Genomic DNA, 16,006 nt, shown 5'->3' on the forward strand with positions numbered 1-16,006 from the left:
GCGCATCCGCCGGCCCTTTGGATCGATTAATCTTTGGGGACCTGCCAACGGATATTGTTGGAGTAGGTCGTCGCGATACCGTTTCCGCTGGCATCCTTGGCCGGCGTGAACCGGGCGCGGCGTGGCAGCAGGCGGCACGCGGTCTGGTCGAGATCGGTGTTACCGCTCGATGACGTCACCGTGCAGTTCGTGACCCGACCATCCGGACCGACATCGAGCCTGAAGCCGGTGACACCCTGAGCACCCTGACGAAGCGCGGCGGGCGGATAATCGTCCGGCGTCACCCAGTCACCCGGATTGCCGCGTGCCTTGGCCGGAGAGGCCTGGCTCGGCTTCGGCGGGGCCGGCGGCACCGGCGGCGGGGCCGGCGCGATCGGCGCCTGGGGCACCGGCGGCGGGGCCTTGGGCGCGGTGATAACCGTCGGCGCCACGACCGGCGGCTGCACCACCGGAGGAGGCGTGACGATGGGCGGCGATTCGACCTTCGGCGTTTCCTTCGGGGGTGGAGGCGGCGGCTTTTTGGGCGGCGGCGGCGGCGGGGTCTGGATGTCGATCACGTTCAGCTTGGTGGCCGCCTTCTTGAAGGCGTCATAGGCCAGGCCGTTGATGAACGCGTAGCCGACTGCGGCGAGAATAATTCCCGAAACGACAGCGGAAACCGTTTTCTGACCGCTTTGATTTTGGTCGACGTAGGCCATTAAAGAGAGCCACTCCGTGCTGGGGCGAAAGGCTGCGGCATGACAGCGAGAGCCAAGCATCCGTGAAACATCACGGGCCGCCTGACCCCCCTTACCGTCACATCATGCTATTCAGCGTTCGTTTTGATGTCCATCCCTTACATATACGATTGAGTAATGTCTTCGCACGGCGCGGCGCCAGAATGGGCCGGCGGCGCTTGAACGGAGCCCCCCGAAGCGGCAAGAATGGGGCCGGCCACCCGGCCTCGGCAGACTATCAAGGAGCGGCAAAAGCCCATGAAATACGTGAAAAAACATGGGCTGACCGCCTTGATCGGCGCAATTTCATTCGCATCCGCAGCAGTTGCGCAACCTTATGCTGGCGCGCCGACAGCCGCGCCAATCAGTTACGTGGACCTTACCGATCTCGCACTTGCGGCACGCATTTCGGCGATCGTGACGGTGCATGACGCCACCCATCTCAAGGATGCGGACGCCGCGGGCGTCGCGCCGGGCTATGCCCGCTTCTATGTCGAAGGCGATGTCGATGCCCTGATCGCGGGTGCCGGCGGCATCCCGGCGACGGTTTCCTGGGTGGCCGACGTGCCGATGACCGCCGCGAATCGGCTGCCGAAGCTCAAGAAACAGAAATTGATTCTGCTCGCCCGCGCGGTTCCGCAGAAGCCGGGCACGCTCCAGCTGATCGCCAAGACGGCGCAATTGCCCTGGTCGCCCGAACTCGAGCAGCGGCTGCGCACCATCCTGTCCGATGCCAATGCCGCCTCAGCGCCGCCGGTGGTGACCGGGATCGGCCACGCCTTCCACGTCGCCGGCAGCATCCCGGGCGAGGGCGAGACCCAGATCTTCCTGAAGACCGCCGACAGCCGGCCGGTGTCGATCAACGTGCAGCGCCATCCCGGCGAAGACCCGCGCTGGACGGTCTCGCTCGGCGAGATCGTCGACGATGCGGCGGCGGCACCGAAGCGGGATACCCTGCTGTGGTATCGCCTCGCCTGCGCGCTGCCGGCGACGCTGCCGGCCGATTCGGTCGCCGATCAGGCGCCGGACGACGCCCAGGCGGCGCAGGCCGATTACAAGACCGTGCTCGACGGCCTCGGCAGCTGCGGGCGGAGCACCGCCGCGAACGGCCGCCCGGGCTAGTCGCCGCCGCCCGCCCGCCCCTCCAGGTACAGGAAATCGCGGGGATAATGGCGCAGATGGGCGCCGCCATCGACGAACAGGATCTGGCCGGTGACGGCGCGGGCGCCGGCCAGATAGACCACCGCGTCCGCGATCTCGGCCGGCTCGGGCAGCAGATCGAGCGGCATCAGCGCGGCGGCGTCGCGCATCCGCGCCTCGTCATAGTCCGCGGTCGGCAGCGTCAGCCCCGGCGCCACCGCCGATACGCGGATATGCGGCGCGAACTGGCGGGCCAGGATCGTCGTCGCCTCGGCCAGCGCCAGCTTGGAGAGCGTGTAGCTGAACTGATCGCCATGCGGCGCGGCGATTCGCTGATCGAGGATGTTGACGATCGCCGCCGGCCCGCCGGTCGCCGCCAAAGCGCGGGCCAGGATCAGCGGCGCGGCGCAGTTGACCGCATAATGGTCGATCAGGGCCGCCATGCTCACCGTTTCCGGCGAATCATAGTCGAAGCGGGCGGCATTGTTGACGATCAGTGCCGGCGGGCGCCCGCAGGCCATCTCCACCGCCGGCAACAGCCCCTCCACCGCCGCCTCGTCGGCCAGATCGGCGGTCAGATGGAACCAGCGGGCCCCGGCCGCCTCCAGCCGGGCGCCCAGCCCTGCCTCCGGCGTCGAGGACGGGCTGCTGTGGATGGCGATGTCGTGGCCGGCGCCGGCCAGCGCCACGCAGATCGCCGCACCGAGCCGCCGGCATCCGCCCGTGACGAGCGCCAGCGGCCGGCTCACCGGTGGCGCACCATGCGGATGCCGATCTGCTCGCCGTCCAGGCTGATCGCCAGCTTCACGATGCCGATCTCGACGCGCATCACCCGCTCGTCCTCGGCGAACAGCTCCGCGCAGATATGGTCGGCGACCGCCTCGATCAGCGTGAAGTGCAGCCCCTCGGGCAGCGATTCGGTGACGGCGCGCTTGAGATCGAGATAATTTTTCGAGGCCGTCAGCGGCGTGTCCGGCGCATATTTCGTCGCCGGCAGCTTCAGGTCCACCGTCACCGAGACGCGCAGCGGCTGCGGCAGGTGGGTTTCTTCCGAATAGATGCCGGTCAGCACCATCGCCTCGATGCCCGACACTTGGAGCTGGAGCAGGTCTTGCGTCATGCGGCCTTCATTTCGTTTCGCTAGGGCGCCGGACTAGGCGGCGGACGCGTCTCCCGCAAGATTTCGTATTCGCGGCATTTCGCCGTACAGCGCGCGCCTTTCGAATCGGACATGGAGGATCGGAACGGGTGGATATGGTGGCGGCAGCAGCGATGGGGGCGCATTTCGCCCCGATCGAGACGGCAGACCCCCAGGCGGTCGAGCGGCTGCTCGATCATGCCTTCGGCGCCGATCGCCAGCGACGGACCGCCTACCGCCTGCGCGACGGCGTCGTCCACGCGCCCGCCGCCAGCTGCGCGGCGTTCGATACCCAGGGCACACTGGTCGGATCGCTGCAGAGCTGGCCGCTGGCGCTGACCCAGGCCGACGGCATGATCACGCCGCTGTGGCTGGTCGGCCCGATCGCGGTGGAGCCGGCACGGCGCGGCGAGGGCATTGCCCGCGCCATGCTGCGCCGCGCTCTCGCCGCGATGGACGCCACCGGGATTCCGGCGGTGCTGATCGGCGATCCGGAATATTATGGGCCGTTCGGCTTCACCGCCGATGCGACCGCCGGCTGGTCGCTGCCCGGCCCGGTCGAACGCCGCCGCCTGCTCGCCCGGCTCGACGACGGGCAGGCCTTGCCGGCCGAGGGGATGCTCGGCCCGCGATTCTGAGACTCTGAAGGTCGGACATGCGCGAAGGGCGCAGGTCCGAACCCACGCTGAGACTTCCAACAGGCCGGTGATTCGTCCTAGGGGGATCGGTGATGCCGATGACCAATCCCCCGCCGGACGCGATCGCCGGCATGTCGCTGAGCGAAATCGCCCGGCTCGCCGCCGACGGCCGCCTGCCGCCGGTCGAGACATGGCACCCCGCGCATTGCGGCGACAGCGGGATGCGGATCGCCGCCGACGGGACATGGTATCACGAAGGCTCACCGATCGGCCGGGCCGCGCTGGTGCGGCTCTTCTCCACGATCTTGCGGCGCGAGGCCGATGGCGGCCATGTGCTGGTCACCCCGGTCGAGAAATTGTCGATCGCGGTGGAGGACGCGCCCTTCGTCGCGATCGAGATGGAGAGCGAGGGCGAAGGCGCCGGCCGCCGCCTCGCCTTCCGCACCCATGTCGGCGATCTCGTCATCGCCGGGCCGGCGCATCGCCTGGTGATCGAGGATCGCGGCCATGGCCTGCATCCCTATCTCACCGTGCGCGGCGGGCTGGAGGCGCTGGTCGCCCGCCCCGTCTATTACGAGCTCGCCAACCTCGCGCTCGACGAGCCGGCCGGCCCGGACGGCCAGACCGGCCTGTGGAGCGACGGCGCCTTCTTCGCCTTCGGCGGCCCCGAGGCGGACACCGTGGAACCGGGCGCGGCGCAGACGTGAGCCTGATCGACCTGATGCGCGCCCGGTTCGAGGCCAGCGCCGATATTCCCGCGCCCCTGTCCGGCGATATGATCCCGCTGGAGGACAAGGCGACCGTGCCTGCCGCGGTGTTGGTCGCGATCACCGACCGCCCCGAGCCCGGCCTGATCCTGACCCGGCGCAACGAGGCGCTGCGCAAGCATCCCGGCCAGATCGCCTTCGCCGGCGGCCGCGCCGATCCCGGCGATCTCCACCCGATCGACACCGCGTTGCGCGAGGCCCATGAAGAAATCGGGATGCCGCGCGATCGGGTCACCGTGATCGGCTGCGACGCCCCCTATCGCACGGTGACCCACTATTCGATCATCCCGGTGATCGGCATCGTGCCGCCCGATCTCGCTTTGATGCCGCGCGAGTTCGAGGTGGCGGACATCTTCGAGGTGCCGCTGGCGCATGTCCTCGATCCCGCCAACCAGCTGCGCCGCGAGGGCGAGTTTCGCGGCGAGCGGCGCGGCTATTACGAGATCCTCTGGCAGGATCGCCGGATCTGGGGCGCGACCGCCGCGATGATCGTCAATCTCAGTCGCCGGTTCGCCGCATGACCCACGTCCCCGTTCCGCCCGCCATCGCCGATGCGGACGGCCTCGGCCGGCTGGTCGCCGCGCTCGACGGCGCGGCGGACGGCGCCCGCTATATCGGCGGCTGGGTGCGCGACATGCTGCTCGGCCTCGCCCCGCAGGATATCGACATCGCCACCCGGCTCGCCCCGCAGGAGGCGGAGCGACGCGCCAAGGCGGCGGGCCTCAACACCTGGAGTTCGGCGTCCGGCATCGCCCACGGCACGATCGGCGTGGTCGTCGGCGGCAAGACCATCGAGGTCACCACGCTGCGCCGCGACGTCGCCACCGACGGCCGCCACGCCACCGTCGCCTTCACCGAGGACTGGCGGGAGGATGCCGAGCGGCGGGATTTCACGATCAACGCCCTCTCCGCCGATCCGCTGACCGGCATCGTACATGATTATTTCGGCGGGCTCGCCGATCTCGCCGACGGCCGGGTGCGCTTCATCGGCGTGCCCGAGGAGCGGATCGCCGAGGATCATCTGCGCATCCTGCGCTTCTTCCGCTTCCACGCCCGCTTCGGCAAGGGCGAGCCGGATGCCGCCTCCTACGCCGCCTGCGTGGCACGCGCGAAGGATCTGATGGCCTTGTCCCGCGAGCGGATCGCGATCGAGCTGCTCAAGCTGCTCGCGGTCGCCGATCCGGTGCCGACGGTGACGGCGATGCTGGCCGGTGGCCTGTTCGCGCCGGTGCTGCCCGAAATCGGGGACACCGCGCGCCTCGCCTCGCTCGTCGCCGCCGAGGCGGCCGCCGGAATCGCGCCGGACGGGCTGCGCCGGCTCGCCGCGCTGATCCCCGAGCATGTCGATATCGCCGAGAAGATCGGGGCGCGGCTCAAGCTCTCCAAGATCGAGCGCAAGCGGCTGACCCTGGCCGCCACCCCCGAAAGCGGGCCACCGGAGGCGCTGGTCTACGCCATCGGCACCGTCAGCGCGGTCGACCGGCTGTTGCTGCGCGGCGCGATCGACAGCGCCCGGATCGCCGCCGACTGGCAGGCGCCGCGCTTCCCCCTGTCGGGCGGCGAGCTGATCGCGATGGGCCTGACGCCAGGGCCGCGCGTCGCCGCGACGCTCAGGCAGATCGAGCGGCAGTGGGTGGAAGCGGGCTTCCCGGATCGCGACGGGGTGAGCGAGATGGCCCGCCAGGCGGTGACGGAGGCGATCGGGGGCTAAGCCCCGTCACCCGATGCGGGTCTGCCAGAATTCGTGCGCGGCTTCGGGCGTCAGCGGCATACCGTAGAAATAGCCCTGCCCATGGCTGCACCCCAAGGCCGCCAGCGTCTGGCTCAGTTCGATCGACTCGACGCCCTCGGCCGTCGTCGTCTTGCCGAGCGCATCGGCGAGGCTGAGCACCGCGCGCACGATCGCCACCTTGTCGCGATCAGCCAGCATCCCCGAGACGAAGCTGCGATCGATCTTGAGATTGTCGATCGGCAGCTTGCGCAGATAGCTGAGCGACGAATAGCCGGTGCCGAAATCGTCCATCGCGACCCGCACGTTGAGCGACTTCAAGGCCTGCAGCGCGCGCGTCGTCCGCTCCGGATCCTGCACGATCGCGCTCTCGGTCAGCTCGACCGTCAGCCGCCCGCCATCGATGCCGTGGGTGGCGAGCGCGGCGGCGATCACGCCCGGCACGTCATCGCGCGCCAGCTGGATCGCCGAGACGTTGACGCTCATCGAGATCGGGATCGGACGGCCGGCGGCGGCATCCCAGCGCGCCAGCGTCGCCAGCGCGGTATCCACCGCCCAGCGGCCGAGCGGCACGATCAGGCCAGCCTCCTCCGCGACCGGAATGAACTCGCCCGGATCGATGACGCCGCGCACCGGATGGGTCCAGCGCGCCAGCGCCTCGAAACCCGCGACGCGATTCGCCCCGAGATCCATGATCGGCTGGAAGGCCAGCCGCAGATCGCCCTGATCGATCGCGCGGCGCAATTCGGTTTCGAGATCGAGCTTGTAGCGCGCGCACGCCGCCTCGCCCGAATGGTGGACCTCGACCCGACCGCTGGTCTTGGCGCGCTTCAGCGCGAACTGCGCGTTGCGGACCAGTTCCTCGCCGCTGGTGCGCTCGTCGCCGATCATCGCGCAGCCGATCGCGCATTCCAGGCCGACTTCGAACCGGGCGAGCCGGAACGGCGTGGACAGGACCGACTGGATGCGCCGCGCCGCCGACGGCGCATCGTCCGGCCCGTTGGCGAGGCGTAGCAGGATGCCGAACTCGTCGCCGCCGACCCGCGCGAGCATATCGCCCGCGCGCAATGTCGAGATCAGGCGACGGGCGACGGTGATGATCACCTCGTCGCCGGCGACCCCGCCCAGGCTTTCGTTGATTCGGCTGAAACGGGAAAGATCGACCAGCAGCACGGCATGGCCCACGCCGCGGGGCGCGGCGACGACATCGTCCACCGCCTCCGCGAAGGCCGAGCGATTGGGCAGGCCGGTCAGGCTGTCGTGCAGCAGTTCGGCGCGCAGCGAGCGGGCATTCTCGATTTCGGTGGTGCGATCGACCAGGGTCAGCAGGCAGCGCGCCGGGATGTTGGGAAGCCGCTGGAGCCGCGAGATCGAGACCTGGAAATGGCGGCCGGACACCTGATCGCCGTCCCGCCAATCGAATCGGGTCTCCTGCTCGGTGCCGTCGAAGAAATCACGTATCGGCCGGGCCATGCCGGGGCTGTCGATCACCGACACCGGCTGCCTGGACGGCCGCCAGCCATCGAGCGCGGTATAGCGTTCGTTGCAGGCGCCGACGAGCAGGCGCCCCGCCTCGTCCTCGGCCAGAATCGCAGCCGCGATCGGCAGCGCATCGAGATAGGTCTGGCGAACGGAGAGCATCATCTCCCACATTTCGGCCGACATCGCCTCGATGCACGGTGGCTCGTCCACCGGACGCAGGGGGGCCGGCGCCGCCCTGTCCACGGGCGGCGTACTGGATCTCCGGCTCGCCTCGGCCATACGCATGGGAAGAAGCGATAAACCCGCCGGGTTAATCTTTGCTTTCGCTGGTTTCCTGATTCGTCGCGAAAGGCAGCGCCGGCGAGAAGCGATTGTCGCGCGGGAAGCCGATCGGGGCCATCCGCCCGCCCGCGCCGCGCGCCGTCCGCCACGGATTGAGATCGGCCTCGGTGCGGATGCGGCCGGTCCCGCCGCCCATCGCCCAGCTGATCCCCGCCTCGAAGCGAATCGCCACCGCATCGGACAGGCCGCCATCGCGGTAGCGCTGGAGCTGGACGCCGGCGCCGCGCGCCATCTCGGGCAGCTCGCCGATCGGGAACACCACCATCTTGCGGTTGTCGCCGACCACCGCGACATAGTCCGCGCCCGCCACCACCGGCCGGAACAGCTTCAGCTCGGCGCCGGGGCGCAGGTTCAGCACCTGCTTGCCCTTGCGCGTCTCGGCCACGATGTCGGCGAGCTTGGCCAGGAAGCCGCGCCCGTCCGACGAGGCGACCAGCGCCTGCGCACCCGCCCCGCCGCGCGGCACCGGCAGCAGCGCGATCGGCGCGCCCTCGCCCTCCAGATCGATCATCAGCCGCACCGGCTCACCGAAGCCGCGTCCGCCGGGCAGCTTGTCCGCCGCCAGCGTGAACACCCGGCCATTGGCGGCGACCAGCAGCAGCCGGTCGGTGGTCTGGGCGTGGAAGGCGAACAGCGGCCCGTCGCCTTCCTTGAACTTCAGCGTATCGGCGGCGGCGAGATCACGGTGGCCGGACATCGCCCGGATCCAGCCGCGTCGGGAGAGAATCACCGTGATCGGCTCGCGCTCGATCATCGCCTCGAGCGGTATCTCGCGCGCCGGCCCCGATTCGGCGACGGTGGTGCGGCGCGCGCCGAGCGGAGTTTCCGGCGCATAGCGCTCGCGCAGCTTGCCCAGATCCTTCTTGAGGCGGGTGCGCTGGCGCTGCGGGCTCTCGATCAGCTCGGCGAGGCCCTTGCCCTCCTTGTCGAGCGCATCGCGCTCCTTCTTGATCTCCATCTCCTCCAGCCGGCGCAGCGAGCGCAGCCGCATGTTGAGGATCGCCTCGACCTGCCGGTCGGTGAGGCCGAACTCGGCCATCATGATCGGCTTGGGCTCGTCCTCGGAGCGGATGATCTCGATCACCCGATCGAGGTTGAGATAGGCGATCAGGAAGCCGTCGAGCAGCTCGATCCGGTCCTGGATCTTGGCCAGCCGGTGCTTCGAGCGGTTGACCAGCACCTCGATCTGGTGCGCGACATAGGCCGAGAGCGCCTCGGCCAGGCTCATCACCCGCGGGGTGCGGCTGGCGTCCAGCACGTTGAGGTTGAGCGGCACCCGGATCTCGAGGTCGGTCAGCCGATAGAGGCTGTCCTTCAGCGTATCGACATCGACGGTGCGGCTGCGCGGCTCCAGCACGATGCGGATCAGCTCGTCCGATTCGTCGCGGACGTCGGTGAGGATCGGCAGCTTCTTGTCGGTGACCAGCGCGGCGATCTGCTCGATCAGCTTGGACTTGGCGACGCCATAGGGGATTTCGGTGATCACCAGCTGCCAGGTGCCGCCGGTGAGCTTCTCGGGCTCGGCGAAGCGGGCACGGGTGCGGAAGCCGCCGCGCCCGGTTTCATAGGCCTCGCGAATCGCGGCGGGGCCGTCGGCGACGATGCCGCCGGTCGGGAAGTCCGGACCCTGGACGTATTGGAGCAGGTCGACCACCGAGGCCTCGGGCTTGTCGATCAGGTGGATGGCGGCGTCGATCAGCTCGGCGGCGTTGTGCGGCGGGATCGAGGTCGCCATGCCGACCGCGATGCCCGATGCGCCATTGGCGAGCAGATTGGGGAAGATGCCCGGAAACACGTCCGGCTCTTCCTCGGCGCCATTATAGGTCGGATGGAAGCCGACGGTGCCTTCGTCGAGCCCGGCCATCAGGTCGGCCGCGGCATGGGTCATCCGCGCTTCGGTGTAGCGCATGGCGGCGGCGTTATCGCCGTCGATATTGCCGAAATTGCCCTGCCCGTCGACCAGCGGATAACGCAGCGCGAAAGGCTGGGCGAGGCGGACCATCGCGTCGTAGATCGATTGATCGCCGTGCGGATGATATTTGCCCATCACCTCGCCGACGACGCGCGCGCACTTCTGGTATGCCGCCGTCGGATCGAGCCGGAGCAGCCGCATCCCCCACAGCAGCCGGCGATGCACCGGCTTCAGCCCGTCGCGCACGTCCGGCAGCGACCGCGCCGTGATCGTGGACAGCGCATAGACGAGATAGCGCTGCGAGAGCGCCTCGTCGAAGGGGGTATCGGTATAGGGCTCGGGTGGGAGCGTATCGGAGGCAGCCATGGCGCAGGACTAGCAGGCGACGGGCGCGATGGGGAGGGTGTGGACGGCGCCACGGCCGAACTTCGCCGGGCGGACGGCGCGGGGGCGGAAGAAGCACGGCCGATCGGCCCGGTGGCGAGCGCCCGGATGGCTGCTGTCGCGCCATATGCGGACATTTGATTATATCGTCACCCCGGCCCTGAGCCGGGGTCCAGCTGCTTTCAGGCGAACGTGGCGAACAGATCTTGCCAGTCTGGATTCCCGCTTTCGATCAATGCAAACTTCCAGTCTCGCCGCCAGCGTTTCAGCCGTTTCCCATGTGCGATGCAGGCCGTTATGTCGTTGCCACGCTCGGCCCAGACGAGGCGAGTGAGGTCGTAGCGTCTGGAAAAAATCGGATCCGTCACCGCTACGATGCTGGCCGACCCGCGCACGAAGGTCGGCTGTGACGCCGACGTAGATCGTGCCGCGATAACGACCTGCCATCATGTAGACCCAGCCGCCGGTCATCATATCCGTTCCCATCCCTCGCATGGAAAGGAAGACAAGCTGGACCCCGGGTCAAGCCCGGGGTGACGCGACCGAGATCGACTGCATCCACCAATCCCGGCCATCTTCCTCACCCCGCCCGCCGACGCCGCTCCACCCAGGTATAGAGCAGCCCCGGCACCACCAGCCCCGGCAGCCAGCCGATGTCGGCGCCGATCAGCTTGGCCATCGGGCCGCTCCACGCGGCGATCTGGAGGAAGGGCAGCTCGATCAGGATCGACAGGGCGTAGATCGCCAGCGTCGATCGGTTGTAGCGGCCATATTGCCCGTCGAGATCGAACATGTCGGGCACCGCATAGCGGCCGTGGCGGACCCAGTAATAGTCGGCGAGATTGATCGCGCTCCACGGCACCAGCAGATAGACCATGATCCCGAGCATATCGCCGAAGACATGCTCGAAATGGCCGCCCGTCTCGATCGCGATCATGGTGGCGATCGCGATCAGCGCCGCCAGCAGCGCGAGCTTGGCACCGCGCCCCATGCTCTCCCGGCGGTGAAAGCCGGTCAGCACGCCGGCCGACGCCATATAGGCGCTGTAGAGCGTCATCACGTTGCCGAGCAGCAGCCCGATGATGATCAGCAGCCGCGCCGGCAGCGCGAACGGGCCGAACAGCGCCGGGATGGCGATGCCGGGGCTGCTGGCGATCGGCGGGAAATCGGCGGCCAGCCACGCGCCCAGCGCCATCGTCAGGGTCGAACCCAGGAAGACGCCGAGCGCGGTCGCCCAGAAGGTCCGCGCGGTCGCGGTGGTGGACGGCAGATAGCGCGAATAATCCGCCACATAGGGGCCATAGCTCAGCCCCCACGCCGTCGCCTGCGTCACCGTCGCGATGAAGGCCGCGAGCACGAAGCCACCCGGCGCCGGCGGTGCCGAGGCTCCGCTTCCCTGCGTCAGCAGGATCAGCACCGTGCCGGCGAACAGCAGCCCGCTCAGCACCGCCATCACCGCGCCGAGGCGATGAATCCATTCATAGCCGGCGAAGGCGACCAGCACCGTCCCCGCCCCGAACATGATCGGCGCGGCGACCGGGCCGAGCCCGAAGGTCGCCGCCATCGCATCCTGCACCAGCGCGCCGTTGGCGGCGTTGTAGAGCGTGTAGGTGACGACCACCGCCAGCAGCGGCAGCGCGGCGCCCAGCACGCCGAACTGGGCGCGGCTCTGGATCATCTGCGGGATGCCGAGATGCGGGCCCTGGGCGGAATGCGCCGCCATGAACAGCGTGCCGATCGCATTGCCGATCACCAGCGCGAGCAGCGCCCAGCCGAACGACAGGCCGGCGAACACGCCCAGCATCCCGACGGTGAGGCAGACCAGCGAGAGATTGGTGCTGAACCAGATCGTGAAGAGCCGGCGCGGATGCCCATAACGCTCGCTTTCGGGGACGAAACCGATGCTGTGCGTCTCGACTACCATGCCACCCCCGGATCGTTACGCCGCCACCCCGGCCGGCCCCTTCTGTGTGGCATATCGCTTGGCCATCACCGAACAAATCATCAGCTGCGCCTGGTGGAAGATCATCAGCGGCAGCAGCAACATGCCGACCTGCGCCGGCGGGAAGATCGCGGCGGCGAGCGGCACGCCGGCGACGAGGCTCTTCTTGGAGCCGCAGAAGCGCCAGACGATCTCGTCCTCGCGCGCCCAGCCGAGCGCGCGCGATGCCCATAAGGTCGCCACCAGCACGATCGCCAGCATGACGACGCCGATCGCCAGCGCCGCGAGCAGATCGCCGACATCGGTCTGGTGCCACAGCCCCTCCACCACCGCCGCCGAGAAGACGGTGTAGACCAGGAACAGGATCGAGCCGCGATCGACCCGGCCGACCAGCGGCTTGTGGCGATCGATGAAGCCGCCGATCCAGGGGCGCAGCATATGGCCCGCCGCGAAGGGCAGCAGCAATTGGCCGCCGATCTTGAGGATCGCGTCGAGCGCCTGCGCGCCGCTGCTGCCGCCCGCCCCCATCAGCCATTGCGCGAGCAGCGGCGTCGCGAAGATGCCGACGATGCTGGACAGCGAGGCCGATCCGATCGCCGCCGGCACGTCGCCGCCGGCGATCGAGGTGAAGGCGATCGAGGATTGCACGGTCGATGGCAGCAGCGAGAGATAGAGCAGCCCCGCCGCCATCGCCGGCGCGACCTGCCACGCCACGGCCTCGGCGCCCAGGCCGAGCAGCGGGTAGAAGAGGAAGCTGGTCGCCAGCACGGCGAGGTGCAGCTTCCATTTGGACGCCCCCGCCACGATCGCGGCGCGGCTGAGCTTGGCGCCGTGGAGGAAGAACAGCAGCAGGATCGCGCCATCGGCCAGCCATCCCGCGATGCTCGCCCCCCATCCTCGCGCCGGCAGCAGGCTGGCCAGCGTGACGGTGCCGATCAGCATCAGCAGGAAGGGATCGAACAGGGCGGACAATCGGCGCAACATGCCCGCCGACTAGCCTATCCGGGCACGATCGCGAAGCCGCTTGCTGCCGGCCTGTCAGGTCGTCGCCGTGCAAGCCGGCGAAACCGCCGGCAGCTTCATCGCGGCGGACGGCTTGCCGGCTGCCAGGGACGAGTCCGCGATCGCTTCGGTGACGAATCCGGCGTCGAGCTGGCTGAAGCCGATGGCCATGACCGCTTCGCGTACCTCCCGGCAGAAATGCGTCGCGTCGGCGCCGGGGCCATCCAGTACCTTCAGATCGTCCGCCCACCAGGGCTGCTGGCGCAGATAGCCGCCGAGCGTGCCGATGCCGGTCGCCGCCGCGTCGCTCAGCAGCGGGAAGCCGAGCACTTCGCCCAGATGGCCGCGAATCTCCTTGCCGGCCTGGGTAGCGGCCAGCGCAAATGCGCCCTCGCATCCCTGGTCACTCGTCACGCCGGCACCGCAGTCGATGACGGTGGCGGCGAAAGCGGAGACGTGCGGCTGATCGAAACGCACCGTCCAGATGCCGACCGACGCAAAATCCAGCTCGCCGGCCGTGCGGGGCGACCGCGACCGCGCGTCTTCCTCGCCCGCGGGCGAGACGGGCCGATCCCACTGCCCCTGCCGGCGCGGGATATGGAGCGTGATATCAATCCCCTTCCAGCTGCGCACCGGCTGATCGACGATCTGGCTTTCCTCCAACTTCGTCGCGAACAGATCGTTGATGGCGCCATCGATCGCGTTCGCGATATCCTTGTTGCCGGGTGCCGAGATCGAGGTCAGCAGCGCGGGCGGCGCGGCCATCACCTTGGTCGCGGTGACGACGGCGGCCAGCGCACTTCCCGCCACCGAGGATTCGACGCTGTCATTGCCCTTGAGATCAACCGTGACCGACGCGACATCGCCATCCGCGCCGGCACGCACCAGGAAGACCGGAAAATCGCTCGCGGTGTGGCGGATCGTCCGGCCGAACACCTCGCCGCCGCTGCGCGTGCTGTCATGCGTCACCGTGACCAGCGGCACGGTCGCGACAAACGCGCCGGCATGGACATTCACCGCCAACGCCTCGCTGTGCCGCGTCCCCACGAAGAAACGCTCGATCGGTGAGCGTTTCCGATAGGGATAGATTTCGGCGTTTCCCCCCTGCGAGCCATCCCGGCTCTCATTCTGCGAATCGATCAGCAGCCGCGTGTAGCTGCCACTGGGAATATAATGGGCCACCGCGCTCGTCTGGATCTGGGATATCGGCGTGAGCAATATGAGGCTCTGGCTCGCGCCGGGTTTCGCGCGCTCGTTCACAATGCCAGTGATCGCCGCCGACAAGCCAAGATCAGTTTTGATCGATGTCAGATCATTTGGCGGGGGGAGATCTTTCAACGTCGACATCGTCGTCGATATCGTCGGACGCCTTTCAGCGCATCCCGCCAATGCGATCGCCAAAGCCAACAGGTTCGCCGCCCAGCCGATGCGTTGCATCCATCCCCCCCTCTCGCGCCGTCCCCACGGCACGCCGGAGATATTGCCTTCGCCCCCCGTCACCGGCGAGTCCTATCGGATCCACAATGCCTCCATCCTGGAGGCATCGCAGCCCCGCCCTTCACCCCTGCCGCTGATCCTGCCGTATCTCGGCGAGCAGCCATTCGCGGAAGCGCTTGATCTTGGGCGTGCCGCGGCGGTGCTCGGGCGCGACCAGCCAATAGGCGTTGCCGCGCGTCGACACCTGGTCGAACAGCCGCACCAGCCGCCCTTCGGCCAGATCGTTGCGCCAGAAGAACGGGGTCAGCATCGCGACACCCTGCCCGGCCATCGCGGCATTGCCCTCGTTCGCCTGCGAATCCATGCGGACGCCGGAGCGCAAGCGGCCCTTCGGCACCTCGATCCCCGCCTCGTTCAGCCACCAGGGCCACCATGGATCCTGCGGCGAGATCATCGGCAGCCGGATCAGATCGGCGAGTTCCAGCCGGCCGCCATGACGGGCCAGGAAACCGGGGCTGCACATCGGGGTGAAGTCGATCGGGATCAGCAGATCGGCGTCCAGCCCCGGCCAGGGGCCGAGCCCGGCGCGGATCGCGACATCCACCTCGTCGATGGAGAAATCGGCCAGCGTATCGCTGACGGACAGGCGCACCGCCATTTCGGGATGGCCCATCTGGAAGCCGCCCAGCCGCCATGCCAGCCAGGTGTTGGCGAAGGTCTGCGACGACGAGATGGTCAGCATCCCCTCATCCTCGGCGCGCAGCTCGGCGAAGGCGCCGTCGATCGCGTCGAAGGCCCGGCCGACGGGGACTGCGGCACGACGCCCCGCCTCGGTCAGCACCACCCGCCGGCGCTCGCGCCGGAACAGGGCGACGCCGACCCGCTCCTCCAGCAATTTGACCTGATAGGAGACCGCCGCCTGGGTCATGCCGAGCTCGGCGGCGGCGGCGGTGAAATTCTCGTGGCGCGCGGCCGCCTCGAACACCCGGACGGCGGCAAGGGGGGGCAGGCGACGCATGGCCTGAAGCATAAGCCACGCTTATCAAGTCCGTCGAGTCTTTGGTTGGCATCAATGCGCCAAAAACGCCATTTGCGCCGCTGACAACGCTCCCCATGGATAGCAGGAGGATCACATGATCGATCAGGACGTGGCCCGCCTGTGGGCCGAGCATCACGAGGCCTTCGGCCGCTGGGTGGACAAGACCGCCAAAGGCGTGGGCGACACCTTCCGGGCACTGCACCGGATTCAATATGCCAGCCCCTGGGAGACGATGGCGCGCGGCCGCGCCCGTCATTGAAAAGCGCCCCCGCTTCCTTTAGATGGCGTCAACGCCCCGGCCGTGTCGGATTCCCTACACGCACCGGGGCGTAAGTCTT

The 16,006-nt window shown here is 68.6% G+C and carries 15 protein-coding genes and 1 pseudogene; 6 read left to right on the plus strand and 10 right to left on the minus strand.

Annotation, left to right across the window (positions count from 1 at the left end; all coding sequences use genetic code 11):
- Nucleotides 1–26 precede the first annotated feature (26 nt).
- A complete protein-coding gene (locus PBT88_RS18920) occupies nucleotides 27–698 on the minus strand; it encodes an energy transducer TonB (RefSeq protein WP_270076845.1) in 672 nt (223 codons plus the stop codon).
- A gap of 390 nt (nucleotides 699–1,088) precedes the next feature.
- Here PBT88_RS18920 and PBT88_RS18925 point away from each other — a divergent pair, with 390 nt between their 5' ends.
- Complete coding sequence (locus tag PBT88_RS18925; RefSeq protein WP_270076846.1) at nucleotides 1,089–1,838, plus strand: hypothetical protein; 750 nt, start codon at nucleotides 1,089–1,091, stop codon at nucleotides 1,836–1,838.
- Here PBT88_RS18925 and PBT88_RS18930 read toward each other — a convergent pair.
- Nucleotides 1,835–2,605, minus strand: a complete 771-nt coding sequence (locus PBT88_RS18930) for an SDR family oxidoreductase (RefSeq protein ID WP_270076847.1) — start codon at nucleotides 2,603–2,605, stop codon at nucleotides 1,835–1,837. The two genes, PBT88_RS18925 and PBT88_RS18930, sit on opposite strands and share 4 nt — an antisense overlap.
- A complete protein-coding gene (locus PBT88_RS18935) occupies nucleotides 2,602–2,976 on the minus strand; it encodes a dihydroneopterin aldolase (protein ID WP_270076848.1) in 375 nt (124 codons plus the stop codon). Before PBT88_RS18935 ends, PBT88_RS18930 begins: the two co-directional genes overlap by 4 nt.
- Nucleotides 2,977–3,110: 134 nt before the next feature.
- On the opposite strand from PBT88_RS18935, the gene PBT88_RS18940 reads away from it, so the two are divergent.
- From PBT88_RS18940 to PBT88_RS18955, 4 genes are all read left to right on the plus strand, one after another.
- Complete coding sequence (locus PBT88_RS18940; protein WP_270079321.1) at nucleotides 3,111–3,632, plus strand: GNAT family N-acetyltransferase; 522 nt, start codon at nucleotides 3,111–3,113, stop codon at nucleotides 3,630–3,632.
- Nucleotides 3,633–3,724: 92 nt separating this feature from the next.
- A complete protein-coding gene (locus PBT88_RS18945; protein ID WP_270076849.1) occupies nucleotides 3,725–4,339 on the plus strand; it encodes a DUF1285 domain-containing protein in 615 nt (204 codons plus the stop codon).
- Nucleotides 4,336–4,920, plus strand: coding sequence for a CoA pyrophosphatase (locus tag PBT88_RS18950; RefSeq protein WP_270076850.1), 585 nt, complete (start codon nucleotides 4,336–4,338; stop codon nucleotides 4,918–4,920). Before PBT88_RS18945 ends, PBT88_RS18950 begins: the two co-directional genes overlap by 4 nt.
- Complete coding sequence (locus PBT88_RS18955; RefSeq protein WP_270076851.1) at nucleotides 4,917–6,110, plus strand: CCA tRNA nucleotidyltransferase; 1,194 nt, start codon at nucleotides 4,917–4,919, stop codon at nucleotides 6,108–6,110. The genes PBT88_RS18950 and PBT88_RS18955 overlap by 4 nt, the downstream gene beginning before the upstream one ends.
- Nucleotides 6,111–6,116: 6 nt before the next feature.
- Here PBT88_RS18955 and PBT88_RS18960 read toward each other — a convergent pair whose 3' ends face one another.
- The 7 genes and pseudogenes from PBT88_RS18960 to gcvA form a co-directional block, all read right to left on the minus strand.
- Nucleotides 6,117–7,895 carry a putative bifunctional diguanylate cyclase/phosphodiesterase gene (locus PBT88_RS18960; RefSeq protein ID WP_270076852.1) on the minus strand — a complete coding sequence of 593 codons (1,779 nt, stop codon included), beginning with the start codon at nucleotides 7,893–7,895 and terminating at the stop codon, nucleotides 6,117–6,119.
- A 25-nt stretch (nucleotides 7,896–7,920) separates the two neighbouring features.
- Entirely contained in the window at nucleotides 7,921–10,230 is a 2,310-nt protein-coding gene (gene parC, locus PBT88_RS18965; RefSeq protein WP_270076853.1) for a DNA topoisomerase IV subunit A, read from the minus strand.
- A 200-nt stretch (nucleotides 10,231–10,430) separates the two neighbouring features.
- A pseudogene (locus tag PBT88_RS18970) lies at nucleotides 10,431–10,719 on the minus strand (GIY-YIG nuclease family protein).
- Between the two features lie 109 nt (nucleotides 10,720–10,828).
- Nucleotides 10,829–12,172, minus strand: a complete 1,344-nt coding sequence (locus PBT88_RS18975) for a purine-cytosine permease family protein (RefSeq protein WP_270076854.1) — start codon at nucleotides 12,170–12,172, stop codon at nucleotides 10,829–10,831.
- 15 nt (nucleotides 12,173–12,187) lie between these two features.
- Entirely contained in the window at nucleotides 12,188–13,174 is a 987-nt protein-coding gene (locus PBT88_RS18980; protein WP_270076855.1) for a bile acid:sodium symporter family protein, read from the minus strand.
- A gap of 54 nt (nucleotides 13,175–13,228) precedes the next feature.
- On the minus strand, nucleotides 13,229–14,452 hold the full coding sequence (locus PBT88_RS18985; RefSeq protein WP_270076856.1) for a hypothetical protein: 1,224 nt from the start codon (nucleotides 14,450–14,452) through the stop codon (nucleotides 13,229–13,231).
- 298 nt (nucleotides 14,453–14,750) lie between these two features.
- Nucleotides 14,751–15,647, minus strand: coding sequence for a transcriptional regulator GcvA (gcvA, locus tag PBT88_RS18990; RefSeq protein WP_270076857.1), 897 nt, complete (start codon nucleotides 15,645–15,647; stop codon nucleotides 14,751–14,753).
- A gap of 115 nt (nucleotides 15,648–15,762) precedes the next feature.
- Between gcvA and PBT88_RS18995 the strand changes: the two genes are divergently transcribed.
- Nucleotides 15,763–15,927, plus strand: a complete 165-nt coding sequence (locus tag PBT88_RS18995) for a hypothetical protein (protein WP_270076858.1) — start codon at nucleotides 15,763–15,765, stop codon at nucleotides 15,925–15,927.
- Nucleotides 15,928–16,006: the final 79 nt, after the last annotated feature.

It is taken from the genome of Sphingomonas abietis, from assembly GCF_027625475.1.
Lineage (GTDB): Bacteria > Pseudomonadota > Alphaproteobacteria > Sphingomonadales > Sphingomonadaceae > Solisphingomonas > Solisphingomonas abietis.